Source organism: Ruegeria sp. AM4, from assembly GCF_056540665.1.
In genome coordinates this window covers 190,082-215,608 of record NZ_JBQFXD010000006.1, presented here as the reverse complement: position 1 = coordinate 215,608, position 25,527 = coordinate 190,082, and the positions used below count along the sequence as shown (strand labels likewise).

25 protein-coding genes are annotated in these 25,527 nt (G+C 58.7%); 19 read left to right on the top strand and 6 right to left on the bottom strand.

All coding sequences use genetic code 11. The features are described from left to right. Nucleotides 1–152: 152 nt before the first annotated feature. The gene (gene hemN, locus ACR0JA_RS13960) at nucleotides 153–1,508 is read right to left on the bottom strand and encodes an oxygen-independent coproporphyrinogen III oxidase (protein WP_480575749.1); all 1,356 of its coding nucleotides are present in this window, start codon (nucleotides 1,506–1,508) and stop codon (nucleotides 153–155) included. A gap of 61 nt (nucleotides 1,509–1,569) precedes the next feature. Between hemN and fnrL the strand changes: the two genes are divergently transcribed. Continuing rightward, a complete protein-coding gene (gene fnrL, locus ACR0JA_RS13955) occupies nucleotides 1,570–2,313 on the top strand; it encodes a transcriptional regulator FnrL (RefSeq protein ID WP_480575746.1) in 744 nt (247 codons plus the stop codon). Between the two features lie 44 nt (nucleotides 2,314–2,357). After that, entirely contained in the window at nucleotides 2,358–2,603 is a 246-nt protein-coding gene (locus tag ACR0JA_RS13950) for a GlsB/YeaQ/YmgE family stress response membrane protein (RefSeq protein WP_480575743.1), read from the top strand. A gap of 34 nt (nucleotides 2,604–2,637) precedes the next feature. On the opposite strand, the gene ACR0JA_RS13945 is transcribed toward ACR0JA_RS13950, so the two are convergent. Next, entirely contained in the window at nucleotides 2,638–3,477 is an 840-nt protein-coding gene (locus ACR0JA_RS13945) for a universal stress protein (RefSeq protein ID WP_480575740.1), read from the bottom strand. Nucleotides 3,478–3,673: 196 nt separating this feature from the next. Between ACR0JA_RS13945 and ccoN the strand changes: the two genes are divergently transcribed. Genes ccoN through ccoP form a run of 4 tightly spaced genes read left to right on the top strand, consistent with a single transcriptional unit; the run spans nucleotide 3,674 to nucleotide 7,081 of the window. Then, entirely contained in the window at nucleotides 3,674–5,281 is a 1,608-nt protein-coding gene (gene ccoN, locus ACR0JA_RS13940) for a cytochrome-c oxidase, cbb3-type subunit I (RefSeq protein WP_480575737.1), read from the top strand. A gap of 14 nt (nucleotides 5,282–5,295) precedes the next feature. Then, nucleotides 5,296–6,024 (top strand): cytochrome-c oxidase, cbb3-type subunit II, encoded by a 729-nt coding sequence (ccoO, locus tag ACR0JA_RS13935; protein ID WP_480575734.1) that lies wholly within the window; start codon nucleotides 5,296–5,298, stop codon nucleotides 6,022–6,024. An 11-nt stretch (nucleotides 6,025–6,035) separates the two neighbouring features. Next, complete coding sequence (locus ACR0JA_RS13930; RefSeq protein ID WP_480575731.1) at nucleotides 6,036–6,221, top strand: cbb3-type cytochrome c oxidase subunit 3; 186 nt, start codon at nucleotides 6,036–6,038, stop codon at nucleotides 6,219–6,221. Then, nucleotides 6,218–7,081, top strand: coding sequence for a cytochrome-c oxidase, cbb3-type subunit III (ccoP, locus tag ACR0JA_RS13925; protein WP_480575728.1), 864 nt, complete (start codon nucleotides 6,218–6,220; stop codon nucleotides 7,079–7,081). Before ACR0JA_RS13930 ends, ccoP begins: the two co-directional genes overlap by 4 nt. Before the next feature lie 139 nt (nucleotides 7,082–7,220). Here the strand turns inward: ccoP and ACR0JA_RS13920 are convergent, their stop codons facing one another. Continuing rightward, nucleotides 7,221–7,379 (bottom strand): hypothetical protein, encoded by a 159-nt coding sequence (locus ACR0JA_RS13920; protein WP_480575725.1) that lies wholly within the window; start codon nucleotides 7,377–7,379, stop codon nucleotides 7,221–7,223. A 99-nt stretch (nucleotides 7,380–7,478) separates the two neighbouring features. Here ACR0JA_RS13920 and ACR0JA_RS13915 point away from each other — a divergent pair, with 99 nt between their 5' ends. From ACR0JA_RS13915 to nusG, 7 genes are all read left to right on the top strand, one after another. Then, nucleotides 7,479–8,354 (top strand): LysR family transcriptional regulator, encoded by an 876-nt coding sequence (locus tag ACR0JA_RS13915; protein ID WP_480575723.1) that lies wholly within the window; start codon nucleotides 7,479–7,481, stop codon nucleotides 8,352–8,354. Nucleotides 8,355–8,456: 102 nt separating this feature from the next. Beyond that, nucleotides 8,457–9,884 (top strand): cytochrome c oxidase accessory protein CcoG, encoded by a 1,428-nt coding sequence (gene ccoG / locus ACR0JA_RS13910; RefSeq protein ID WP_480575720.1) that lies wholly within the window; start codon nucleotides 8,457–8,459, stop codon nucleotides 9,882–9,884. A 2-nt stretch (nucleotides 9,885–9,886) separates the two neighbouring features. Next, complete coding sequence (locus ACR0JA_RS13905; protein WP_480575717.1) at nucleotides 9,887–10,345, top strand: FixH family protein; 459 nt, start codon at nucleotides 9,887–9,889, stop codon at nucleotides 10,343–10,345. 4 nt (nucleotides 10,346–10,349) lie between these two features. Next, nucleotides 10,350–12,527 (top strand): heavy metal translocating P-type ATPase, encoded by a 2,178-nt coding sequence (locus tag ACR0JA_RS13900; protein ID WP_480575713.1) that lies wholly within the window; start codon nucleotides 10,350–10,352, stop codon nucleotides 12,525–12,527. A 5-nt stretch (nucleotides 12,528–12,532) separates the two neighbouring features. Continuing rightward, a complete protein-coding gene (gene ccoS / locus ACR0JA_RS13895) occupies nucleotides 12,533–12,691 on the top strand; it encodes a cbb3-type cytochrome oxidase assembly protein CcoS (RefSeq protein WP_480575710.1) in 159 nt (52 codons plus the stop codon). 68 nt (nucleotides 12,692–12,759) lie between these two features. Next, a complete protein-coding gene (gene secE, locus ACR0JA_RS13890) occupies nucleotides 12,760–12,957 on the top strand; it encodes a preprotein translocase subunit SecE (RefSeq protein WP_170460241.1) in 198 nt (65 codons plus the stop codon). A 198-nt stretch (nucleotides 12,958–13,155) separates the two neighbouring features. Next, nucleotides 13,156–13,689, top strand: a complete 534-nt coding sequence (gene nusG, locus ACR0JA_RS13885) for a transcription termination/antitermination protein NusG (protein WP_480575707.1) — start codon at nucleotides 13,156–13,158, stop codon at nucleotides 13,687–13,689. Nucleotides 13,690–13,735: 46 nt separating this feature from the next. Here the strand turns inward: nusG and ACR0JA_RS13880 are convergent, their stop codons facing one another. The 3 genes from ACR0JA_RS13880 to ACR0JA_RS13870 all read right to left on the bottom strand — a co-directional run bounded on the left by ACR0JA_RS13880 (nucleotide 13,736) and on the right by ACR0JA_RS13870 (nucleotide 17,446). Further along, nucleotides 13,736–14,926 (bottom strand): adenylate/guanylate cyclase domain-containing protein, encoded by a 1,191-nt coding sequence (locus tag ACR0JA_RS13880; protein WP_480575704.1) that lies wholly within the window; start codon nucleotides 14,924–14,926, stop codon nucleotides 13,736–13,738. 128 nt (nucleotides 14,927–15,054) lie between these two features. Next, nucleotides 15,055–16,329: a peptidoglycan-binding domain-containing protein gene (locus ACR0JA_RS13875; protein WP_480575702.1), complete on the bottom strand. Its 1,275-nt coding sequence runs from the start codon at nucleotides 16,327–16,329 to the stop codon at nucleotides 15,055–15,057. A gap of 247 nt (nucleotides 16,330–16,576) precedes the next feature. Then, a complete protein-coding gene (locus tag ACR0JA_RS13870) occupies nucleotides 16,577–17,446 on the bottom strand; it encodes an alpha/beta fold hydrolase (protein ID WP_480575699.1) in 870 nt (289 codons plus the stop codon). A 295-nt stretch (nucleotides 17,447–17,741) separates the two neighbouring features. Between ACR0JA_RS13870 and rplK the strand changes: the two genes are divergently transcribed. From rplK to rpoB, 6 genes are all read left to right on the top strand, one after another. Further along, entirely contained in the window at nucleotides 17,742–18,191 is a 450-nt protein-coding gene (gene rplK / locus ACR0JA_RS13865) for a 50S ribosomal protein L11 (protein ID WP_113791694.1), read from the top strand. A gap of 1 nt (nucleotide 18,192) precedes the next feature. Further along, the gene (rplA, locus tag ACR0JA_RS13860; protein ID WP_010440987.1) at nucleotides 18,193–18,891 is read left to right on the top strand and encodes a 50S ribosomal protein L1; all 699 of its coding nucleotides are present in this window, start codon (nucleotides 18,193–18,195) and stop codon (nucleotides 18,889–18,891) included. A gap of 153 nt (nucleotides 18,892–19,044) precedes the next feature. Continuing rightward, entirely contained in the window at nucleotides 19,045–19,824 is a 780-nt protein-coding gene (locus ACR0JA_RS13855) for a methyltransferase domain-containing protein (protein WP_480575696.1), read from the top strand. Between the two features lie 342 nt (nucleotides 19,825–20,166). Further along, complete coding sequence (gene rplJ / locus ACR0JA_RS13850; protein ID WP_170714638.1) at nucleotides 20,167–20,685, top strand: 50S ribosomal protein L10; 519 nt, start codon at nucleotides 20,167–20,169, stop codon at nucleotides 20,683–20,685. A gap of 79 nt (nucleotides 20,686–20,764) precedes the next feature. Further along, nucleotides 20,765–21,139, top strand: a complete 375-nt coding sequence (gene rplL, locus ACR0JA_RS13845) for a 50S ribosomal protein L7/L12 (protein WP_010441182.1) — start codon at nucleotides 20,765–20,767, stop codon at nucleotides 21,137–21,139. 250 nt (nucleotides 21,140–21,389) lie between these two features. Continuing rightward, on the top strand, nucleotides 21,390–25,526 hold the full coding sequence (gene rpoB, locus ACR0JA_RS13840; protein ID WP_480575693.1) for a DNA-directed RNA polymerase subunit beta: 4,137 nt from the start codon (nucleotides 21,390–21,392) through the stop codon (nucleotides 25,524–25,526). Nucleotide 25,527: the final 1 nt, after the last annotated feature.

The window sequence follows — 25,527 nt, the reverse complement described above, 5'->3', positions numbered from 1 at the left end:
AAAGGGGCTGCCCGACGCTGCGGCGCCGGCGGGAAATGTCTGCAAGCTGGCCTGCCTCAAGCCAGGAAGCGCTGTGTTGCTTCGCCCTTTAAGTTTGGAAAAAACCGAAGGCTCCCGTCAAGCCCCACTGCGCCGTGTCCTCCAAATCCCGCTCAGATCGCCGAACTGTGGCCGGCTTTGCTGAGGTCATAGGCATCGAAGCTGCGGGCGATCATGCGGGTCAGAGCGCGCGCCTCGGGCGGAACATAGAGGCCGTCATCGGTCACCTGCAACAACCCGTCGAAGGTGGCGTTGGCTGTATCAAACATCTGGCGTAGTTCCGTACGGGTAACGTCGTGATCCCGCAGAATTTCGGCTGCATTGACTCGGAAATCGCACATCAGCGCCTCGATCAACCGGGCGCGCAGAATGTCCTGATCCTTGAAAACATGTCCGCGCGACGTTGAGAACTGACCGTTGCGAATGGCCTTGATATGGGCCGAGGTCGCAGGTGCGTTTTGCGCATAGCCCTGCGGAAAACGCGAGATAGAACTGGCCCCCAGACCGATCAGCACCGGCGCCTGATCGTCGGTGTATCCCTGAAAGTTCCGCTTAAGCCGCCCGGCGCGCAGTGCGTGCGTTAGCCCGTCATCCTGCGTGGCGAAGTGGTCGATGCCGATCTCGGCGTAATTGTCCCACATGAACAGTCGCCGCGCAGTTTCGAACAGCGCCAGACGCTGCTCGGGCGTGGGTAGCACGTCCGAAGGGATCAGCTGCTGCCGTTTTGCCATCCAGGGAACATGGGCATAGCCATAAAGTGCGACGCGATCAGGCGCCAGCGACAATAGTTTCTGGACGCTTTCGGTCATCCGCGATTGGGTCTGGTGCGGCAGCCCAAACAGGATATCGGCGTTCAGGCTGGAGATTCCGCGCGCGCGGATCATCTCGACAGCCTCGCGCGTGGTGTCATAGCCCTGAATGCGGCCAATGGTCTTTTGAATTTCGTGATCGAAATCCTGCACCCCGATTGACGCGCGGTTCATTCCGGCCTCGGCCAGCGCGTCCAAGCGCGCCTCGTCGACTTCGTTGGGGTCGATCTCGACAGAAAACTCGGCACTGGGACCAAGGGGCACGGTCTCAAAGATGCGCGCGGCCAGATCCCGCATCAGATCGGGGTTCAGCAACGTCGGCGTTCCGCCGCCCCAATGCAAGCGCGACAGTGTTACCCGGTCAGGAAGGCGCGCGGCCAGCAAATCAAGCTCGGCCTTCAGGACATCGACATAGGCGATGACGGGATTGTCCGTCTGCGTGCCTTGCGTTCGGCAGGCGCAGAACCAGCACAGTCTTCGACAGAACGGCACGTGAATATACAGCGAGATCTCGCTGCCCGGGCGAATGCCGGAAATCCAGTCACCAAAAAGACTTGCCCCCACGTCATTGCTGAAATGCGGGGCGGTTGGATAGCTTGTGTAACGCGGGACTTTCGCGTCAAATAGTCCAAGCTTTGCCAATTGCTGTGTTGCTATCATATCGATACGGCTATACCGGGGGCCGCTCGGGGACATTGACCGAGATCAAATGGAAACGCGAATGACACTCAAAGCACTTTACGAGCACTCGAATTGCGATGAATGCCCCATCAGGCACCGGGCGGTTTGTGCGCATTGCGAGCCGGACGAGCTCGAGCTGCTGGAAGAGATCAAATATTATCGCAGCTATGAGGCGGGTCAGACGATCCTCTGGTCCGGCGACCAGATGAGCTTTGTCGGTTCGGTGGTGTCGGGAATCGCATCCCTGACCCAGACCATGGAGGACGGGCGGACCCAGATGGTCGGCCTGTTGCTGCCCAGCGATTTTGTCGGTCGTCCCGGGCGCGAAGAAGCGCCCTATGATGTACAGGCGACGACCGACCTGGTGATGTGCTGCTTTCGCAAGAAGCCGTTCGAAAAGCTGATGGTGACAACACCGCATATCGCGCATCGTCTGTTGCAAATGACGCTGGACGAGTTGGACGCCGCGCGCGAATGGATGCTGGTTCTGGGGCGTAAGACTGCGCGCGAAAAAATCGCCAGCCTGCTGTCGATCATTGCCCGGCGCGATGCCTCGATCAACAAGGCGGGGATGATCGGTCCGATCGTGTTCGATCTGCCCCTCACGCGTGAGGCGATGGCCGATTATCTGGGATTGACGCTGGAAACCGTCAGCCGTCAGATCTCGGCCTTGAAAAAGGACGGCATCATTACGCTTGAAGGCAAGCGCCATGTCACCATTCCCGACATGGGCCGTCTGATGGAAGAGGCGGGCGATGACGCTGATGGCGGGTTTCTGGTCTGAGCGATGATCCGGACGACGCGGTGATATTGAGCTAGGAGAAGATTATGGGTTTTTTGTTCATGTTGCTTATCGGCGCGATTGCCGGTTGGCTGTCCGGTAAGATTATGGAAGGGCGCGGCTTTGGCCTGATTGGCAACATCGTTGTCGGCGTCGTTGGCGCATTCCTGGCCGGCACAATCTTTCCGGCGCTTGGCTTAACAGTTGGAAGCGGCCTGATATCGCAAATCTTTTTTGCGACACTGGGCGCCGTGATCCTTCTGTTCCTGATCGGGTTGGTTCGAAAGGCCTGAGCCCAAGCGGGCTCAGGCGTCTCAGTGCTTCAGCCTAGTGCGCCAGAAAGACCGGAACGGTGGCCTGTTCCAACATGTTCCGGGTCGCACCGCCCAGAATCGCCTCGCGAAAGCGGGAATGGCCATAGGCGCCCATGACGATCATGTCCGCTTCGGTATCTGCGGCGTGCCGGTTCAGGATGTCCGACACGCGGGTCATGGTCTTGCTCAGAACATCGATTTCACATTTGACGCCGTGCCGCGCCAGCATCTGCGACAGCAATCCGCCGGGATCCGAGCGATCAGGCCCGTGGCGCGGCGGATCAATCACCACGATCCGCACAAGTTCGGCCTGTTGCAGAAACGGCAGGGCGCGGCGGATCGCGCGCATTGCCTCGACGCTTTCGTTCCAGGCGACCAGGACAGTGTGCGGGGTCGAAAAGGGTGCGCGCCCGTCAGGCACAACAAGGGCGGGGGCGTGGCCTTCGAACATCGCCGCTTCGATGATCGGTTCCGCTTCGGCGGCACGATCCTGACCATAGGGTTGCGGCAGCACGACAAGGTCCGAAAACCGCGCACGGTGGGCGACGTGCCGACCGATATCGGCGATCTGGGCCACGCCACTTTCCGCTGACCAGCGAACGCCCGACTTGCCCAGAAAGTCCTTGGCGAAACTCAGCAACGCGTCGGCCTCGGCATTGGCGCGGGTCAGCGTTTCCTGGAGGATCAAGGCGTTGGCCCCGGCGTAGTAATACCCCGTCTGGCTGCGATCGACGCCCAGACACAGTGCTTCGGCATGGGCATCCTGCGCATCTGCCAGCGCCGCCATCTGATCCAGCGCGACCTTTGCCTTGTCCGTTTCGGTCATGACTGTGAGTAGAGTTTTGTAGGACATTTTGGACTCATGCTTTCTGAGGTGAACCCGGTGCGACCGGGCAACACATTCAATTCCTTATGCCTGTCACAGAAAACGGGCTATTGTCTTGATACAGATCAAAGCAGCGCTGACCGTTGTTCGACACAACGGCAGCCAGTCAATAAGGGCTTCGCGCGACACAAGAATCGCGTGAGGCATCGCAAAGGGACGCAATATGTCGAATTACATCAAGCTGATCGCGCTTGGTCTTGTGGTGCTGTTTGCCGCCATAGGGTCCAATTATGCGCGGGATTTGGCGTATCAGGTGCATGCGATTCTGGTGATGATTATCGCCGCAGGATTGTTCATCTGGACGCTTCGAAACACCGATGAGCCAGATATTCTTGTTGATCGCTCCGCCGAGTATATGGATGACGTGATCCGCTATGGCGTGATTGCAACCGCGTTCTGGGGCGTGGTCGGGTTCCTTGCAGGGACCTTTATTGCGTTCCAGTTGGCCTTTCCGACGCTCAACTTTGAATGGGCGCAGGGATACTTGAACTTCGGGCGGCTGCGTCCGCTGCACACATCGGCAGTGATTTTCGCCTTTGGCGGCAACGCACTGATCGCAACTTCATTCTACGTCGTACAGCGCACCAGTGCCGCGCGCCTATGGGGCGGCAATCTCGCATGGTTCGTGTTCTGGGGCTATCAGCTGTTCATCGTGCTGGCGGCGACCGGATATGTTCTGGGCGGAACTCAATCCAAGGAATATGCCGAGCCGGAATGGTATGTTGACCTTTGGCTGACCATCGTCTGGGTGGCCTATCTGGCGGTGTATCTCGGTACGATCATCAAACGGAAAGAGCCCCACATCTATGTGGCCAACTGGTTCTATCTGGCGTTCATTGTCACCGTCGCCATGCTGCATCTGGTCAACAACATGACCATCCCAGTCAGCATCTGGGGTTCGAAATCGGTCATTGTCTGGTCGGGTGTGCAAGACGCCATGATCCAGTGGTGGTACGGTCACAACGCTGTTGGCTTTTTCCTGACCGCAGGTTTCCTGGGCATGATGTATTACTTCATCCCGAAACAGGCCGAGCGTCCGGTCTTCAGCTACAAGCTGTCGATCATCCACTTCTGGGCTCTGATCTTCCTGTATATCTGGGCCGGTCCGCACCATCTGCACTATACCGCGCTGCCGGATTGGGCCTCGACGCTGGGCATGGTGTTCTCGGTCGTGCTGTGGATGCCGTCCTGGGGCGGCATGATCAACGGTCTGATGACCTTGTCTGGCGCCTGGGACAAGCTGCGCACCGATCCGATTATCCGCATGATGGTGATCTCGGTCGGCTTCTACGGCATGTCCACCTTCGAAGGTCCGATGATGTCGATCCGCGCGGTCAACAGCCTGAGCCACTACACCGACTGGACCATTGGTCACGTGCATTCTGGCGCGCTGGGCTGGAACGGCATGATCACCTTTGGTGCGCTGTATTTCCTGGTGCCGGTCCTGTGGAAGCGTGAACGCTTGTATTCGCTGCAAATGGTCAGCTGGCACTTCTGGCTCGCCACCATCGGCATCGTTCTCTATGCGGCATCGATGTGGGTGACCGGTATCATGGAAGGCCTGATGTGGCGTGAAGTGGATGCCAACGGCTTCCTGGTGAACTCGTTCGCCGACACGGTGGCCGCCAAGTTCCCGATGTACGTGGTGCGTGGCCTGGGTGGGGTCCTGTTCCTCGCTGGTTCGGTGATCATGTGCTACAACCTGTGGATGACTGTGCGGAAAGCGCCGGCCAAAGAGGCCAGCCTGACCGTCGCGGTCCCGGCTGAATAAGAGGGGTCGGAGCAATGGCAATTCTCGACAAACACAAAGTCCTCGAGACCAACGCGACCCTCTTGCTGATCTTCAGCTTTCTGGTCGTGACCATCGGTGGCATCGTGCAGATCACCCCGCTGTTCTATCTTGAGAACACCATCGAGAAGGTTGAGGGCATGCGCCCTTATACCCCGCTCGAAATGGCGGGGCGTGAGATCTACATCCGCGAAGGCTGCTATGTCTGTCACAGTCAGATGATCCGTCCGATGCGGGACGAGGTCGAGCGCTATGGCCACTACTCGCTGGCGGCCGAGTCGATGTACGATCACCCGTTCCAGTGGGGGTCGAAGCGTACCGGGCCGGATCTGGCGCGGGTAGGTGGTCGTTACTCGGACGATTGGCATGTACGCCACCTTCGCGACGCGCAATCCGTGGTGCCGGAATCGGTGATGCCGAAATATGGTTTCCTCGAAAATCGCAAGCTCGACGGCAAGTATATCGGCGACATCATGGCGGCCAATGCCGTGGTGGGTACGCCCTATACCGAAGAGATGCTTGCAAACGCGCAGGCGGATTTCCGGGCGCAGGCTGACCCGGACAGCGACTATGACGGCTTGCTTGAACGCTATGGCGACAAGGTCAACGTGCGCAACTTTGACGGACAGCCCGAGGTGACCGAGGCCGACGCGCTGATCGCCTATCTTCAAATGCTGGGAACGCTGGTCGATTTCTCGACCTTCACCCCGGATTCGAACCGCTAAAGGGGGGTGTGATGGAAGAATATACTCTCCTCAGGCAGTTCGCGGATAGCTGGATGCTGTTGCTGCTTTTTGCCTTCTTCGTTGGCATCGTCATCTGGGTATTTCGCCCTGGGGCCAGCAAGGAATACAAGGACACGGCAAACATTCCGTTCCGTCATGAAGACAAACCCGCCGAATTCAAGGAGGCGCGGAAATGAGCAAGACACCTGATAAACAGCCGGGGGATCCGAACACAACGGGCCACAGCTGGGACGGCATCGAAGAGTTCGACAACCCGATGCCCCGTTGGTGGCTGTGGACCTTTTATGCCACGATTTTCTGGGGCGTGATCTATACGATCATGTACCCGGCCTGGCCGCTGGTACATTCGGCAACCGCCGGGGTCCTGGGCTGGTCCTCGCGGGAGCTGGTGCAAGATGAAATGGTCGCCTTCGAAGAGGCCAACGCGCCCTGGAACGCCAAGCTGGTCGAAACCTCATTGCAAGACATCTCGAAGGATGCCGAACTGCAGCAATATGCTGTCAACTCGGGCGGAGCGGTGTTCCGCACCTGGTGCGCACAGTGCCACGGGTCGGGTGCGCAGGGTGCGCCGGGCTTCCCGAACCTGCTGGATGACGCCTGGTTATGGGGCGGCACGATGGAAGACATCGAGTATTCCGTCGCTTACGGCATCCGCAACGAGGAAAGCGACGATGCGCGCTATTCCGAGATGCCGGCCTTTGGCGAGATCCTTGAACATGACGAGATCACTCAGGTGGTTCAATATGTCATGTCGTTGACCAATGCGCAGACCGATGACGCGGCCGCACAGGCGGGCAAGGTTGTGTTCGAAGACAACTGCGCAGTTTGCCACGGCGACAACGGACAGGGTGACGTCACCCAGGGTGCGCCCAACCTGACTGATGCGATCTGGCTATTTGGTGGCAGCGAAGAGGCATTGACCGAGACAGTCACATACAGTCGCTTTGGTGTCATGCCGTCCTGGGAAAACCGTCTGACCGAGGCGCAAATCCGTGCGGTGACCGCCTATGTCCACCAGTTGGGTGGCGGCCAGTAACGGTCAAAGAAAACCTTCGGGCGGCTTGCCGCCCGAAGGCTGCGGCACCGGCTGTTCCATCTGTTCGCGCGTTTCCTGAACAGCCGGTGCCGATTTTCCCGGATTGGGCCAAGGCCCTGTTTCGGTGACGTGCACCTTATCACAGATCGCACAAATCGATATCGCGCTTATTCTGCAACCACCAATGACCGACTGGCAGCCAACGACGTTTGGGGGCACTCGGCTTGGGCGCGTCGCGGATATGCGGGGCATCAAGTCTGGTCGCGGTCATGAAGGACTTGGCATAAATCGTAAGCATGACGGTCTCCTTTCCGATTGGACGATTGCCCTTAGAATTGACAGTTGACGGCTGAATTGCGACTCAATTACTCTGTTTATATGTAAGTCAGGATTACATATGGACTGGTTGTCTTTGCCACCTCTGGCCTCGCTCAGGGCGTTTGCAGCTTTCGCCGAAAAGAAAAATGTGGCCCAGGCCGGTGCTGCGCTGAATGTTAGCCACGCTGCCATCAGCCAGCAATTGCGCGCGCTCGAATCGCATCTGGGCGTCGCGCTTCTGGACCGCAGCGGAAAGACCCTGACCCTAACGGCCGAGGGTGAACATCTGGCGCGCGCGCTGCTCTTGGGTTTCGGATCGATCGGGGCGGCGGTGAACGAGCTGGTGCGCACCGGTTCGGACCGGCCTGTGCATATATCGCTGACCCCGTCCTTTGCGGCGTCCTGGTTGATGCCACGGCTTCCGGCCTTCCGATCCGAACACCCCGAGATCGACCTTATTCTGGACCCGTCGCCCGAAGTTGTCGATCTGCGCCCCGGCGGGGTGGATATTGCCATCCGCTATGGGGCCGGCGGATGGCCCGGCGTCGATGCGCAGATGCTGGTACAGACCCCGATGGTCATCGTGGCGGCACCTGAACTGCTTGGCGGCAAAACCAACTGGTCCCCGGCAGAACTGGCGCAATTGCCGTGGCTCGAGGAAATCGGCACCACCGAGGCGTCCGCGTGGTTATCCCGGCGTGGGGCGGAAATGCAGCCGGGGGCCGGACGGATTGCAATGCCGGGCAATCTGGTTCTGGACGGGCTGCGCGCGGGGCAGGGCGTGACTGTGACCGTGCGACATTTCGTCGAGCAGGATATCCTCAGCGGGCGTATCGTCGAACTTCATTCCGAGCCCGATGCCGCAGGATACCACATCGTAACGCCACAAACACCGCAAAGACCTGCGGTAAAGACCTTTCTGGGCTGGCTCAGGCGGCAGGCGCGTCAGGTGTGACAAAAGGTGCCTTTTCGATACGCTTTTGACCCAAATCAAAGTTGACCGGTGTATGATCTGGAAAAAGTCGCCTGCAAAACAGCCATATCCGGAGCCAACCCCGTGAGCGATTCTGACCCCGCCCCCAGTCTTTATGCTCCCAGAGAGCCGATATTTCCAAGACGGGTTTCAGGTCCGTTTCGCAATCTGAAATGGATCATAATGGCGGTGACGTTGGGCATCTATTACGTCACGCCGTGGATCAGGTGGGACCGGGGGCCAAGCCTGCCTGATCAGGCGGTTCTGCTGGATCTGGCGAACCGACGTTTCTATTTCTTCTGGATCGAGATCTGGCCCCACGAGTTCTATTTTGTCGCCGGGCTGCTGATCATGGCGGGGCTTGGGCTGTTCCTGTTCACTTCGGCCCTTGGGCGCGTGTGGTGCGGCTATGCCTGCCCGCAGACGGTTTGGACCGATCTTTATATTCTGGTCGAGCGCTGGATCGAAGGGGACCGGAATGCCCGACTGCGTTTGCATCGTCAGAAAAAGCTGGATTTCCGCAAAGTCCGGCTGCGCGCAACGAAATGGGTCGTCTGGTTTGTGATCGGTATGGCGACTGGAGGTGCCTGGGTATTTTATTTTGCCGACGCGCCGACTCTGGCGCGCGATCTGGTGACCGGAAATGCGCATCCGGTGGCCTATACGACGATGCTGATCCTGACGGCTACGACCTTTTTCTTTGGCGGGTTCGCCCGCGAGCAGATATGTATCTACGCCTGTCCGTGGCCGCGTATTCAGGCTGCAATGATGGACGAGGACACACTGGTCGTCGGATATCGCGAATGGCGGGGTGAGCCGCGCGGCAAGGGTAAACGCACCGCGGATTCCGAACTGGGCGACTGCATCGACTGCATGGCCTGTGTAAACGTTTGCCCTGTGGGTATCGACATTCGCGACGGGCAGCAGTTGGAATGTATCACCTGTGCGCTCTGCATTGATGCCTGTGACGACATGATGGCCAAGATCGGCAAACCACGCGGGTTGGTCGACTACATGGCGCTCAGCGACGAAACCCGCGAGCGGGCCGGGGAACCGCCGACAAACGTTTGGAAACACATCCTGAGGCCGCGCACGCTCATGTACACCGTGCTGTGGTCGCTGGTTGGCGTTGCACTGCTGTTCGCGCTGTTCATCCGCTCGGATATCGACCTGACGGTCGCACCGGTGCGCAATCCGACATTTGTGACCTTGTCGGACGGGACCATTCGCAACACCTATGACGTGCGCCTGCGCAACAAACATGGCGAAGAGCGGCCGTTCCGCCTGTCGCTTGTCGGCGATCCGGCGATGCGGATCGAAATCGAAGGCGTCGAAGGGGATATTGTAAATGTGGCCGCAGATACGGCACAATTGACCCGCGTTTACATCCTTGCTGAAAAGGACACATCCCCGGCCGCTGCCGATTCAACTGCAGTCAGGATCTGGGTCGAGGACGTTGAAAACGACGAACGGGCCTACAAGGACACCACGTTCAACGGACGAGGAAACTGATCATGGCAGAGCGTCAATTCACCGGGAAACACGCGCTGGCGGTTTTTGTTGCAGCGTTTGGCGTGATTATCACCGTCAACTTGGTGTTGGCCTATAATGCGGTCAAAACCTTTCCGGGGCTTGAGGTCAAAAATTCCTATGTCGCCAGCCAGGAATTCAACGAACGTCTCAAGGAACAACAGGCGCTCGGCTGGGATATCCAAGCCGAGCTGACCGGCGGCTTGCTGATCCTGCATATCACGGACCAGACCGGTGCCCCGGTCAAGGTTGCCGACCTTCAGGCCGTGGTGGGACGGGCGACCCATGTGAAAGAGGATTTTTCGCCTGACTTTACTTTTGACGGCATCGCCTATGCCGCGCCGGCCTCGTTGGGTGAGGGGAACTGGAACATCCGCCTTGTTGCGCGGGATGTGGATGGGGCCGAGTTTGCCCAACGTATCCCGCTTTATGTGAAAGGCTAGCCCGGTGACAGCGCAGATCACCCGCAGCGCGGCCGCCTGTCCCGGCTGCATTGCATCTCCGGCCGAGGCTGCGCGCCCGATCCCGCAGGATGCGCAGATCGCGCTGTCTTTGCCGGGTATCCACTGCTCTGCCTGTATCGCCACGGTCGAGCGTGCGTTGAATGCCATTCCCGGGGTTGAGGATGCGCGGGTAAACCTGACCCTCAAGCGGGCAATGATCAACGCTGCACCTGACCTGCGCGCCGCCGATCTGATCCCGGTCCTGGAACGCGCAGGATATGAGGCGCACGAGCTGGACCCCGGTGCGCTGTCGGCCACTCAATCAGACAAGGCTGGGCGCGATTTGCTGATGCGTCTGGCGGTCGCCGGCTTTGCCTCGATGAATGTGATGTTGCTGTCGGTTTCGGTTTGGTCGGGTGCCGCAGATGCGACACGCGACATGTTCCACTGGATCTCGGCGGCCATTGCGCTGCCAGCCATCGCTTTTTCGGCGCAGCCGTTCTTTGCGAATGCCTGGAGTGCCCTGCGCGTGCACCGCCTGAACATGGATGTGCCAATTGTGCTGGCGATCCTGCTCGCGCTTGTAACGTCCCTTTGGGAAACCGCCCTGAGCGGCGAACATGCCTATTTCGACGCCGCGCTGACGTTGACATTCTTCCTGCTGGCCGGGCGGTATTTGGACTATCGCACCCGCGCGGCCGCCCGGTCGGCGGCCGAAGAGCTGACCGCGCTTGAGGTTCCGCGCGCTGTCCGGCTTGTCGATGGCATCGAGGAAGAGGTCGCCGTTTCCGCGCTGAACCTGGGCGATCTGATCCTGGTACGTCCCGGCGGGCGCATGCCGGTGGATGGGCAGATCGTATCGGGGCAATCCGAACTGGACCGGTCGCTGCTGACCGGCGAGACCCTACCGGTTTTTGCGCAGGAAGGCCTTGAGGTCAGCGCAGGCGAAGTGAACCTGACTGGACCACTAACCATTCGCGCCACCGCAGTTGGAGAGGACACATCGCTGCATCGCATGGCCGATCTGGTGGCCATCGCGGAATCCGGACGCTCGCGCTATACCTCGCTGGCCGACAAGGCGGCCAAGCTCTATGCGCCGGGGGTACATATCCTTGCGGCGCTCAGCTTTGTTGGCTGGTACATCTATTCCGGAGACATCCGCACAGCCTTGAATATCGCCGCAGCGGTTCTGATCATTACCTGCCCCTGTGCGTTGGGTCTGGCTGTACCAGCGGTGACCACGGCGGCCTCGGGACGGTTGTTCCGAAACGGTATGCTGATCAAACATGCCACGGCGCTGGAACGGCTGGCCGAGGTCGATACGGTTGTGTTCGACAAAACCGGTACCTTGACCTCGGGGACGCCAGACCTGACCAACTTGGGCGACCATTCCCGGACCGATCTGGAAGTGGCGCTGGCGCTGGCCGAGGCTTCGGCGCATCCGCTCTCGGTCGCGCTGGCGCGCGCGGCGCGCGATGCCGGGGTCGAACCTGCGGATCTGCAAGAGATTAGCGAAGTTCCTGGGTATGGCACCCAGGCGACCTTTGCGGACCAGCGCGTGCGACTGGGTCGCGCGACCTGGATCGGCGGTGAAGAAACCGAGCAGACCGCAGCGTGGTTGGCGATCGGAGAGCGCCCGCCGGTCCCGTTTCTGTTTGCCGACAGCCTGCGCCCGGGTGCGACCGATGCCGTCGCCGCGCTAAAAGCATCGGGCAAAGAGGTCATTCTGATTTCGGGCGACACGCAAGCTGCGGTGCGCGCTCTTGCGGGCAAGCTGGGCATCGAGAACTGGACAGCACAGGCCTTGCCGCAGGAAAAGGCCGCGCGGGTATCTGAGCTTGGTGAACAGGGCCGCCGCGTTCTGATGGTTGGGGACGGTTTGAACGACACGGGCGCGCTGGCTGCAGCGCATGTGTCGATTTCTCCGGCCTCGGCGCTGGACGCGGCGCGGGTTGCGTCGGACATCGTTCTGCTCGGCAATGATCTGTCCCCGATCGCAGGTGCGTGCGATACTGCAGTCAAGGCGACTCGGCGGATTCGCGAAAATTTCCGGATCGCGACTGTCTATAACGTGGTTGCGGTTCCGCTTGCGGTCGCCGGGCTTGCCACCCCGCTGATTGCGGCATTGGCGATGTCCACGTCGTCGATCACCGTATCGCTCAACGCCCTGAGGCTGAGGTAACGTAGATGGAAGTATTGGCCTACCTGATCCCGATTTCCCTGTTTCTGGGCGGGGTTGGGCTTGTGGCATTCATCTACACTGTCCGCTCGAACCAATACGAAGACCCCGAAGGCGATGCGCGCCGTATTCTGAACGATGAGTGGGATGATCACCCCAGGCCCTGACAGCCCTTGAAATTGCCGCATTGCCCGGTTATGTGCGGTCCATCCGCTAGCAGAGAGAACAAAGCCAAATGGCCACCACAAATCCGATCCAGTTCATTCAGCAAGTCCGTGCCGAAGTTTCCAAGGTCGTTTGGCCGACCCGGCGTGAGGTGCTGTTGACTACGGTCATGGTGTTCATCATGGCAGCCCTGACAGCCGTGTTCTTCGCGCTGGTTGATCTGGGTATTCGCGGCGGTCTGCAACTGGTCCTCGGCGCGTTCAGCTAAGGCGATTCGGGCGCGCGGAAACGCGACTGCCCCCTTGCACAGAGCGTCGTGTCAGAGTAGTTGACGCGGAACTAATCGGAATGGGCGTGCGGCGATTCGGGCTGCGCGCCGCTTTTTATTCCGGATAGCGTAACAGGATTTCAATGACGGCGGGTCCGCAAAGCAGGACGCCCGAAAGTAAACAAGGACGACAGGTTCATGGCGAAACGGTGGTACTCGGTCAGCGTTCTTTCGAATTTCGAAAAGAAGATCGCAGAGCAGATCCGCACGTCGGTGGCAGAACATGGCCTTGAGGACGATATCGACGAAGTTCTGGTGCCCACCGAAGAGGTGATCGAAGTGCGCCGCGGCAAGAAGGTCACTACCGAACGCCGCTTTATGCCCGGCTATGTGCTGGTGCATATGGAGATGTCCGATCAGGGCTATCACCTTGTGAACTCGATCAACCGCGTCACTGGTTTCCTTGGCCCCCAGGGTCGTCCGATGCCGATGCGTGATGCCGAGGTGAACCAGATCCTCAACCGCGTTCAGGAAGGCGAAGAAGCGCCGAAACTGATGATCTCGTTCGAGGTTGGCGAAAAGGTCAAAGTCAACGACGGCCCGTTCGAGGATTTCGACGGTATGGTCGAGGGCGTGGACGACGAAGCGCAGAAACTGAAAGTCTCGGTTTCGATCTTTGGCCGCGAGACACCGGTCGAACTGGACTTTACGCAGGTGACCAAGCAGAGCTGATTGCAATCGGCAAACAAGGCACACGGGGCGTCCTGCGGGCGCCCTTTTACATTTGTGGATCGCGGATCTGCCAAACTGTCTGGTCTGCGCCAAAGCCTTTGAGGGATACAGTTCCGACCTGCTCGCAAAGCTCAGGCAGAATCGCCGCCGCCGCGTCCGACAGGATGTTGTCGCGTTTCAAATCCGTCGCCGCCGCGACCAATCGGGCCGTTAAATTTACGTCCGGGCCGATGGCGGTGAAATCCAGACGATCACCGCCGCCAATATTGCCGTAGTGAAAGCGGCCGTAGTGGATTGCCGTTCGGACGCCGATCTTGTTGTCGAACTCGGCAGCGCTCAGTGACGCCCAGCCATCACGCGCGGCTGCGATTGCGGCTTTGATCTGGACTTCCGGGGGCAATTGATCGCTGGTTGGGAAGATCGCAAAGAACCCGTCCCCCATGAATTTCAGTATTTCGCCACCGTGGTCCATTACCGCAGGAACAAGGCAATCAAAGCTGTCATTCAGAAGCCGGACCAGTGCATCGCCCGAGACCGAGTTTGATAGCCGGGTGAAACCTTTGAGATCTGCAAACAGGATGACAGCTTCGATCTCGTCACCGTCGCCGCGATGGACCTTTCCGTCCAGGATATGCGCCCCGCTGTTGCGGCCCACATAGGTGGACAGAAGGTAGGTCGCATCAAGGCGCAGCATGTAGGTTTCCGTCAGCCGTGCGAGGGGTCCGCGAACCCTATGGAGAATGGTCAGGTCACGATCGGAAAAGCCGCCAGGCGCTGCGCTGGACCAGGTGCAGACATGGGTGTCACCGTTGAGGTAGATCAGGGGCTGCGCAAGATAGTCTGTGAATCCCTGCTCGCGCAGCTCACCCACGATGATGTAGTCCTCGGGGCAATTGGGGTCCTCCAGATGTCGGCGGATCGGTTCCTGCCGCTCGATCACATGGGGCAGGGGGTTATCGGTGTAGATCGCCGTGGAAAACAGCTGCGACGGTGCGTCAATCCGGTCAACGCCTTCTCCGGCTTTCCAGATGAAGCGGCGGCCCTTCAGGTTGGGGTGCAGCGTCCAGATAAATAATCCGAACCGGTCGATCGGGACGCCTGCATCCAGAAGCCGCGTACAGATACCTTCGATGATATCGATGGCATTCCCCGCAGAACGGGCCCCGTCGACCATCCAATCAATCAGGGCATCAACCTTGTTTTGGTGTTGGTCGGATTCGGATGAGGGGTGCGACATAGAATTCACGCGCTCAATTGCCGGGTCAGGTAGCTCTGTCGTCCATTAGATGGAAAAGCCGCGGTGCTACCAGCAACGCGGCGTCTTTTCCCATATTGGCAGGCGTCGAAACGAATGCCCGCGTCGACTTATTGCGTCTGAACCATTGCTGCACGCAACAGTTGCGGCCGGTCGGTCTGGGATGGCAGGAAGACGGCCTGCGATCCGGCGTCCAGTGCCGAAAGGCTGGCGTCGTACCATTGCATGGCAAGGTCGCGGCGCTTTTGTACACCGAAGCCTTCGCGCAGGTGGTGGCCAATCAGCTCTCCGTAGGCGGGCTCACCCGTCACGACCAGCATCAGGGCCGAGCCCACTGCAGCATCCATGTTGTCCTGACGGTAGCCAATCGCCAGACAAACCTTGCTTGTCGCGGCAAGATCTTCGGGGCTCAGGCCGGACTCCAGCGCAAGTTTGCGCATCTTGGTTTCCGCTTCTGATTTTGCACTCAGAGACAGGGCATCAACTTGCGGTGCCAGCATTTCTCCGTACGAGTCGCATTGGGCGGCGACCTGATCCGGGGTCAGACCCTGAATGTCCTGCATCAGATCCTCGCCGCGCGAAATCGCATAGCTGCGCGCAAGGCAGAACTGTTCGCTGAGCGCAAAGTCTGGATCGGACATGTTCGCCAATGTCATGTAGCCGCCATTGGTCGACGTTTGCAGCATGACACCGCTACAACGATTGGCCAGCGACTGGCCACCGGTGCCGCCGGAAAACAGGCTTGGCAGACTAGCGGATGCTGTTTCCGTGGTGGCCAACTCGGGCGCAGGTTCGGGCTCTTTGGGTTTGAGAACCGGAATGGCTTGTGCCTGGGGTTGGGCTTGGGGCTGCGTCTGGGCTTGGAACTGTGGCTGGGCCTGGGGCTGAGGCGCAGCAGCCAGGGTTGAACCCGTCTGTACCTGACGACGGTACTCCATCAAAAGGGGCTGACCTGTGAGGCGCGTTGCCGCCTGTCCACCGCTTGTCGCCCAATAGTAGGCCTGCATCAGAAAGTCGTACTGATACGGCTGGAAGTCGCGGCCGTTGACGGGATAGGCCATTGACGCCTGGTAGCGTTCGATAGCCGAACGGGTGCCGCTTCCGACTTGTCCGTCAACGCGGCCAGCGTTGTAACCAAAGTAATTCAGCGCCGTTTGGGTTTGCGCCCCTTGCGTGGTCGAGGGTATTCCCTGTCGATACGTTCGGGTTGAAGTCGATGACCGCGCAGTCTTTTTCTTTTGCTGGTCTTTACCGATCGCGTATCCCAAGACCCCGCCAACAACCGCACCACCGATGAAATCACCAGCGTCGGCTCGGGCCGTCTGAGGCGCAGTCGCAGCAAGAGAGAGCGCGACACCAATAGTTAGGATGAAACGAATGATCATAATTAACCTCCACAAAAATTCCTAATTTTCCCGAGTATATCACAGCCACGAAATATTGTGACACAAGCGCCAATGGCATGAGCGACGCGCCGCCAAGTTTGTGTTTTTGCTGTGTTTTTAGGCAGTTGCTGGCCTGTGCCAGCTTACTTGACGCGATGAGCAAACCTCGGGCGACGGAAGTCTGCGCCCGCTGTCGATTCGATATTCCGGGCTTTGGGATGGCACCTTTGGCCGACCCAATGCCGCGTCAGCGATCCAGCCAGCCGGTCAGGCTGTCGAAGAAAGCGTCTTGCTCTTCGATAAACGGATAATGTGCCGAGTCCTCGAAGATCACGACTGTTGCATTTGGCATTAGCTGGCCAATCCGCTCAGCGCCCGGTCCCGGCGGCGTAATGCCATCATGCCGTCCACCCAAAACCAGCGCCGGCACGTCGATTCCAGGCAGCTTTTCCAACGTGTTGAATGATCCGAGCAATGCCCCGGCGGCGTTCCAGGCCCGGTGTTCATAAACCGTGCGCGCATCCAGATCCGCGCCGATGTCTTCGGGGTATTCCTTGAAATACAATTGCACCACCTGACCCCAGGTGTCGCGCCAATCTTCGTCATCCGCCATCGGCTGACTGAACAGCTTGCCGAACGCGGCCATCAACTCATCCGGGCCGGAAATCGTCGGCTGGTAATCCAGCGCCGGAATTGTGTCGATCAAAACAATCCCATCAAGGCGATCAGGGTTCTGAGCCGCAAATTCCTGCGCGATAAAGCCGCCATAGGAATGGCCGATTAGCGTGAACGTCTCATGGCCCAAATGGTCCATAAGCGTGGCCGCATCCGAAACCAGTCGATCAAACGACATTTCGGCATAGTCGTCGGGCTTGGCTGACCGGCCATTGCCGAAGTGGTCATAATAAACGACCGTATGAGAGTCGGCCAATGTGTCGAAATACGGCCTCAGGTAGTCATGGCTCAGGCCCAGCCCTCCGTGCATCATCAGGATCGGCGGGCCCTCTCCGATAGATTCATAATAGATGTCGGCTCCGTTGATTTCGGCGGTCTCGGCAAAGGCGTGGCCGCTTGTTGCAACCAGTGCCGCAACAGTCAGGGTTCTGAGTGCAATCATCTTACTGGATCCTCCGCTGGTACATGTTTTCGCGCTAGGCTGGCTTAACAAGACTATGCGCTTCCGTTTACGTCAAAGACTTTGTATCGGTCCGGTGTTGCGAAACGGGATGCCCAAAGCGGCTTGCCACGCGGCACAATTGGGTGTAATGCGCGCCTCTGTCGATCATTCGGCAGATTCTCGTGGGAGGCGCGCGTATCGCGATACGCAGACCAGACCACACAACTTGGATGGGTAACCCCATCGAAATGGCCCTGCGGACGCGTCCACAGGGTGTTGGAAAAGGAGAAACCAAATGGCCAAGAAGCTTGCTGGTACAATGAAACTGCAGGTTCCTGCAGGTCAGGCGAACCCGTCGCCGCCAGTTGGTCCGGCGCTGGGTCAGCGCGGCATCAACATCATGGAATTCTGCAAGGCGTTCAACGCCAAGACTGCAGACATGGAGCAGGGTGCGCCTTGCCCGACCGTGATCACCTATTATCAGGACAAGTCCTTCACCATGGACATCAAGACGCCGCCCGCGTCTTATTACCTGAAAAAAGCGGCTGGTCTGAAGCCGGTTGGCAAGCGGAACCGTCCCCGTGGTGCGGAAAACCCAGGTCGCGAGACCGTGGCCACCGTAACCACCAAGCAGGTTCGCGAAATCGCCGAAGCCAAAATGAAAGATCTGAACGCCAACGACGTTGAAGGCGCAATGCAGATCATCCTGGGCTCGGCCCGCTCTATGGGCATCGAGGTGAAGTAAGATGGCAAAACTCGGTAAACGTACCCGCGCTGCGCGCGAAGCTGTCGCTGGCAAGGAAAACCTGTCGGTCGAAGAAGCTGTTTCCCTGGTCAAAGGCAACGCGACCTCGAAATTCGACGAAACCATCGAAATCGCTCTAAACCTGGGCGTTGACACCCGTCACGCGGACCAAATGGTCCGTGGCGTTGTCGGCCTGCCGAACGGCACCGGCAAAGCGATGCGTGTTGCGGTTTTTGCGCGCGGCCCGAAAGCTGACGAAGCAAAAGAAGCAGGCGCGGATATCGTCGGCGCAGAGGACCTGATGGAAACCATTCAGGGCGGCACCATCGAATTCGATCGCTGCATCGCCACCCCGGACATGATGCCGATCGTCGGGCGTCTGGGTAAAGTTCTGGGCCCCCGCAACCTGATGCCGAACCCCAAAGTCGGCACCGTGACCATGGACGTGAAAGCGGCCGTGGAAGCAGCCAAGGGCGGTGAAGTTCAGTTCAAGGCGGAAAAAGGCGGCGTTGTGCACGCCGGTGTTGGCAAAGCGTCGTTCGACGAAGCCAAGCTGGTCGAAAACGTCCGCGCCTTTATCTCGGCCGTGGCCAAAGCCAAGCCGTCGGGCGCCAAAGGCACCTACATGAAGAAAATCGCGCTGAGCTCGACCATGGGCCCCGGCGTGACGCTGGACGTGGCGGCTGCTGCGGGCGAATAAGCCTTAGACAAAGCTTTGAAGAATTTATCCCGGGTGGTGCGAACTGCCCGGGATTTTTCTTTGATAAACCGGTTCAGTACCGTTCACTAAGTTTCGCTTGCTCGCAAATTCCCATAGTATCGGGCGCAATTCCCGCGTGGAAAAGGGGGCGAAATGCTCAAGTTTGATGCAGAAACGGCCAAGTTACTCGACATCGCCTATCAGGGGGCCGACATAACTCGGAGGCGGCAAGCGACCTTTGACGCTCTGAAGCCCGCGCCGGGAGAAACGATCCTGGACATCGGTTGTGGAAACGGGCTGTTGACCGCCGAGCTTGCGCGGGCGGTCGGGCCAAGCGGTCGTATTATCGGCATTGATCCTAGCTCAGACATGATGGTAGCCGCCAAGGAACGTTGCGGCGGTTATGAATGTGTAGAACTGCGCGCTGGTTTCGCAAATGCATTACCGGTGGAAGATGGCTCTGCCGAAAAGGCAACTTCGGTGCAGGTTTTCGAATATCTAGAAGATATTGATGGCGCTTTGAACGAGGCGATGCGTTGTTTGAAACCCGGGGGCCGCCTGGTTGTAAGCGATCTGCATTTTGACAGTCTGATTTGGTTCAGCACCGAGATGGAAAGAATGCGGTCGATGCTATCGAGTTGGGATCAGCACTTTGCCAGTGGTTCTGTTCCAGAACGGCTTCCGGGCCTAATTAGGTCTTACGGTCATCAAGTGGATGAAATCGTGCCCATCACGATGACAGATCATCAGTTGAAACCTGACGGAATCGCAATGATGATGATGCACCTGATGAAGCACTTCGTCGTGGAAAATGGTCATGCTGACGCAGAGATTGCACAGGCATGGTTCGACGAACAGCATGATCTTGCCAAGAAGGGGCAATTCTTTTTCTCAATCACTCAGTATGTCGTCGTTGCAATAAAGTCGGGGTAAAGTAGCGGGGCTTTTGAGTTTTGGTGCGTCAATATCTATGACCGTGAAAACTGATTTCGCGGGTGATTTACCCCTTGGAAACCCGGCCCATCTGTCCTAAGTAGAGCCACGGAATAAAGCGTGCGATTCGTCGTGCGCTTTATTTTGTTTCGTCCAAGACGGTGGGTGGTGCCATATGGCCCCTTAATTCCCTGCCTGAGACGGGTAAGACCAAAGAATTCTGAGGGTCACGATCCTCGGGCGCATTTTGGCCAATCCCGTAACAACGGACCTGAACGCCGGGGTTAACCCCTCGGCAAATATGAGCCGGGGTGAGGTATCGCCCCTAACTTGGAGAGAACTGTGGATAGAGCCCAGAAAGAGAAAGTGGTCGAGGAACTCGGCCAAATCTTCGAAAGCTCTGGCGTCGTAGTGGTTGCTCACTACGCCGGTCTGACAGTTGCCGAGATGCAGGACCTTCGCGCACGTGCTCGTGACGCGGGTGGCTCCGTGCGTGTTGCCAAGAACAGGCTCGCCAAAATCGCCCTTGAGGGTAAGCCGTGTGAAAGCATGGCCGACCTGCTGACAGGGATGACCGTTCTGACCTATTCCGAGGACCCCGTGGCAGCAGCCAAGGTGGCCGAGGACTTCGCCAAGGAGAACAAGAAGTTCGAAATCCTTGGCGGTGCAATGGGCGAGAACGCTCTGGACCGCAAAGGCGTCGAAACAGTTTCGAAAATGCCGTCTCGCGAGGAGCTCATTGCTTCGATCGTGGGCTGCATTGGCGCACCTGCTTCGAACATCGCCGGCGCGATTGGCGCACCTGCAAGCAACATCGCAAGCATCCTTTCCACCATCGAAGAGAAGGCGGAAGCTGCGTAAGCGGTTGGCACTGAATGATCTGCGTAGGGGACTGCCCCTGACGTTGGAACACACACTGTAAACGGAAAGAGCTGATAAAATGGCTGATCTGAAAGCACTCGCAGAAAGCATCGTGGGTCTGACCCTGCTGGAAGCACAAGAACTGAAAACCATCCTCAAAGACGAATACGGCATCGAGCCCGCAGCTGGCGGCGCCGTAATGGTCGCAGCCGGTGGCGACGCCGGTGGCGCAGCTGAGGAAGAGAAAACCGAATTCGACGTCGTTCTGAAGAACGCCGGCGCTTCGAAAATCAACGTGATCAAAGAAGTTCGCGGCATCACCGGTCTGGGCCTGAAAGAAGCCAAAGAGCTGGTCGAAGCTGGCGGCAAGATCAAAGAAGGCGTGTCGAAAGACGAAGCCGAAGAAGTCAAAGGCAAGCTGGAAGCAGCTGGCGCCGAAGTCGAGCTGGCCTAAGCCAACCGACAGGTGCATCGCTGATGCGCCACAAAATTTGGCTGGGTCCGGAGAAATCCGGGTCCAGCCGAACCTGTCTTAGAAAGGGCCTCAAGGTTTGGGGCGTTTTCTAAGACACGGTTTTCGGATCGGGAGGCCGCCTTCGGGACGGTGGCCACGAATTGATCCGGACGTGTCGTCTCGAATGTGCAAGATGCCGGGGCCCGACGGTGTCTTTGCCCGCTGAGAACATCGAAAGGTGACATCTGACATGGCTCAAACGTTCCTTGGCCAGAAACGTCTTCGTAAATATTACGGCAAAATCCGCGAAGTTTTGGAAATGCCGAACCTCATTGAGGTGCAGAAATCTTCTTATGATCTTTTCCTGCGCTCCGGCGATGCAGAGCAGCCCGCAGATGGCGAAGGCATCAAAGGTGTGTTCCAGTCGGTTTTCCCGATCAAGGATTTCAACGAAACCTCCGTTCTGGAGTTCGTGAAATACGATCTGGAAAAGCCGAAATACGACGTCGAAGAGTGCATGCAGCGCGACATGACCTACAGCGCGCCGCTCAAGGTCACTCTGCGTCTGATCGTGTTTGATGTCGATGAGGATACCGGTGCGAAATCGGTCAAGGACATCAAGGAACAGGACGTGTTCATGGGCGACATGCCCCTGATGACGCCGAACGGTACCTTCATCGTGAACGGCACCGAGCGTGTGATCGTGTCCCAGATGCACCGCTCGCCCGGTGTGTTCTTTGATCACGACAAGGGCAAAACCCATTCCTCGGGCAAGCTGCTGTTTGCCTGCCGCATCATCCCGTATCGCGGCAGCTGGCTGGACTTTGAGTTCGACGCCAAGGACATCGTGTTCGCCCGTATCGACCGTCGCCGCAAACTGCCTGTGACAACCCTGCTGTATGCGCTGGGTCTGGATCAGGAAGCGATCATGGATGCGTATTACAACACCGTGTCCTACAAGCTGGACAAGAAGAAAGGCTGGGTCACGCCGTTCTTCCCGGAACGTGTGCGCGGCACCCGTCCGACCTATGATCTGGTTGACGCAAAATCCGGTGAAGTGATTGCCGAAGCGGGCAAGAAAGTTACCCCGCGCGCGGTCAAGAAACTGATCGACGAAGGTGCCGTAACAGACCTGCTGGTTCCGTTCGATCACATCGTTGGCAAGTACGTCGCCAAGGACATCATCAACGAAGAAACCGGCGCGATCTATGTCGAGGCTGGTGACGAGTTGACGCTGGAATACGACAAGGACGGCGATCTGATCGGCGGTACCGCGAAGGACCTGATCGACGCGGGCGTCACTGACATTCCGGTTCTGGACATCGACAACGTCAATGTCGGCCCCTACATGCGCAACACCATGGCGCAGGACAAGAACATGAACCGCGAAAGCGCGCTCATGGACATCTATCGCGTCATGCGTCCGGGCGAGCCGCCCACTGTCGAGGCCGCGTCGGCGCTGTTCGACACTCTGTTCTTCGACAGTGAGCGCTATGACTTGTCCGCCGTTGGCCGCGTGAAGATGAACATGCGTCTGGCGTTGGACAAGCCCGATACACAGCGCACGCTGGACCGCGAAGACATCGTGGCCTGCATCAAGGCGCTGGTTGAACTGCGCGACGGCAAAGGCGACGTGGACGATATCGACCACCTCGGCAACCGTCGTGTGCGTTCGGTCGGCGAACTGATGGAAAACCAGTACCGCGTCGGTCTGCTGCGCATGGAGCGCGCGATCAAAGAGCGTATGTCGTCGGTCGAGATCGACACGGTCATGCCTCAGGACCTGATCAACGCGAAACCGGCTGCGGCTGCTGTTCGTGAATTCTTCGGCTCGTCGCAGCTGTCGCAGTTCATGGACCAGACCAACCCGCTGTCGGAAGTCACCCACAAACGCCGCCTCTCGGCGCTGGGCCCCGGCGGTCTGACGCGTGAGCGTGCGGGCTTTGAGGTGCGCGACGTACACCCGACCCACTATGGCCGGATGTGCCCGATTGAAACGCCCGAAGGTCCGAACATCGGTCTGATCAACTCGCTGGCCACCTTTGCCCGCGTGAACAAGTATGGCTTCATCGAAACACCTTACCGCGTCGTCAAAGACGCCGAGGTGACCGATGAGGTTCACTACATGTCCGCGACCGAAGAAATGCGTCACACCGTGGCGCAGGCGAACGCGACGCTGGATGCGGATGGCAAGTTCATCAACGATCTGGTTTCGACCCGTCAGGCCGGTGACTACACCCTTGCCCCGCGCGAGAATGTGGACCTGATCGACGTGTCGCCGAAACAGCTGGTATCAGTCGCTGCATCGCTGATCCCGTTCCTTGAAAATGACGACGCCAACCGCGCTCTGATGGGCTCGAACATGCAACGTCAGGCGGTTCCGCTGCTGCGCGCCGAGGCGCCGCTGGTCGGGACGGGCATCGAGGAAAAGGTTGCGATCGACTCGGGCGCCGCGATCCAGGCGAAACGCGCCGGTATCATCGACCAGGTCGATGCCCAGCGTATCGTTATCCGTGCCACCGAGGATCTGGAACTGGGTGACGCTGGCGTTGACATCTATCGTCTGCGCAAATTCCAGCGTTCGAACCAGAACACCTGCATCAACCAGCGTCCGCTGATCAAGGTGGGTGACACCGTCCAGAAGGGCGAGGTCATTGCCGACGGTCCGTCGACCGACATGGGTGAACTGGCGCTTGGTAAGAACGTGGTCGTCGCGTTCATGCCGTGGAACGGTTACAACTACGAAGACTCGATCCTGATCTCGGAACGTATCGCGCGTGACGACGTCTTTACCTCGGTCCATATCGAGGAATTCGAAGTCGCCGCCCGTGACACCAAGCTGGGCCCGGAAGAGATCACCCGCGACATTCCGAACGTCGGTGAAGAAGCGCTGCGCAACCTCGACGAGGCGGGCATCGTTTACATCGGCGCGGATGTTGAGCCGGGCGATATTCTGGTCGGCAAGATCACTCCGAAGGGCGAAAGCCCGATGACTCCGGAAGAAAAGCTGCTGCGCGCCATCTTTGGTGAAAAAGCATCTGACGTGCGCGATACCTCGCTGCGCGTGAAGCCGGGCGATTACGGTACGGTCGTTGAGGTTCGCGTCTTCAACCGTCACGGCGTCGAGAAAGACGAGCGTGCGCTGCAGATCGAGCGTGAGGAAGTCGAACGTCTGGCCCGTGACCGGGACGACGAACTGGCGATCCTTGACCGCAACATCTATGCGCGTCTGCAAGGCCTGATCCTGGGTAAAACCGCTGTCAAAGGCCCGAAAGGCGTCAAGGCAGGGTCGGTGATCACCGAGGATCTGCTGGAAACCCTGACCCGTGGTCAGTGGTGGCAACTGGCGCTGGAAGGTGAGCAGGACGCACAGATCGTCGAGGCTCTGAACGAGCAGTACGAAGTGCAAAAGCGTGCTCTGGACGCCCGTTTCGAAGACAAGGTCGAGAAAGTCCGCCGTGGCGACGACCTGCCGCCGGGTGTAATGAAGATGGTCAAAGTCTTCATCGCCGTGAAGCGCAAGCTGCAGCCGGGCGACAAGATGGCCGGTCGTCACGGGAACAAAGGTGTGATCTCCAAGGTTGTTCCGATGGAAGACATGCCGTTCCTGGCCGATGGTACTCCGGTTGACTTCTGTCTGAACCCGCTGGGTGTGCCGTCGCGTATGAACGTCGGTCAGATCCTTGAAACCCACATGGGTTGGGCCGCACGCGGTCTGGGTCTGAACATTGACGACGCTCTGGGTGAATACCGCCGCTCCGGCGACCTGACCCCTGTGCGCGAAGCGATGAAACTGGCCTATGGCGAGAATGTCTACGAAGAAGGCATCACCGGTCTGGACGAGGATGGCCTGATCGAGGCTGCGGGCAACGTGACCCGCGGTGTTCCGATCGCGACCCCGGTCTTTGACGGTGCCAAAGAGGCTGACGTCAACGACGCGCTGGTGCGTGCGGGCTTCTCGGAAAGCGGTCAGTCGGTTCTGTTCGACGGTCGTACCGGTGAGCAATTTGCACGTCCGGTGACCGTGGGCATCAAGTACCTGCTGAAACTGCACCACCTGGTGGATGACAAGATCCACGCGCGTTCGACTGGCCCGTACTCGCTGGTCACCCAGCAGCCGTTGGGTGGTAAGGCGCAGTTCGGTGGTCAGCGCTTTGGTGAGATGGAAGTCTGGGCTCTGGAAGCTTACGGCGCCGCCTACACCCTGCAGGAGATGCTCACCGTGAAATCGGATGACGTCGCCGGCCGGACCAAGGTCTATGAGTCGATCGTCAAGGGCGAGGATAACTTTGAAGCGGGCGTACCGGAATCGTTCAACGTTCTGGTTAAAGAAGTCCGTGGCCTCGGCCTGAATATGGAACTCCTGGATGCGGAGGTTGAGGAGTAAG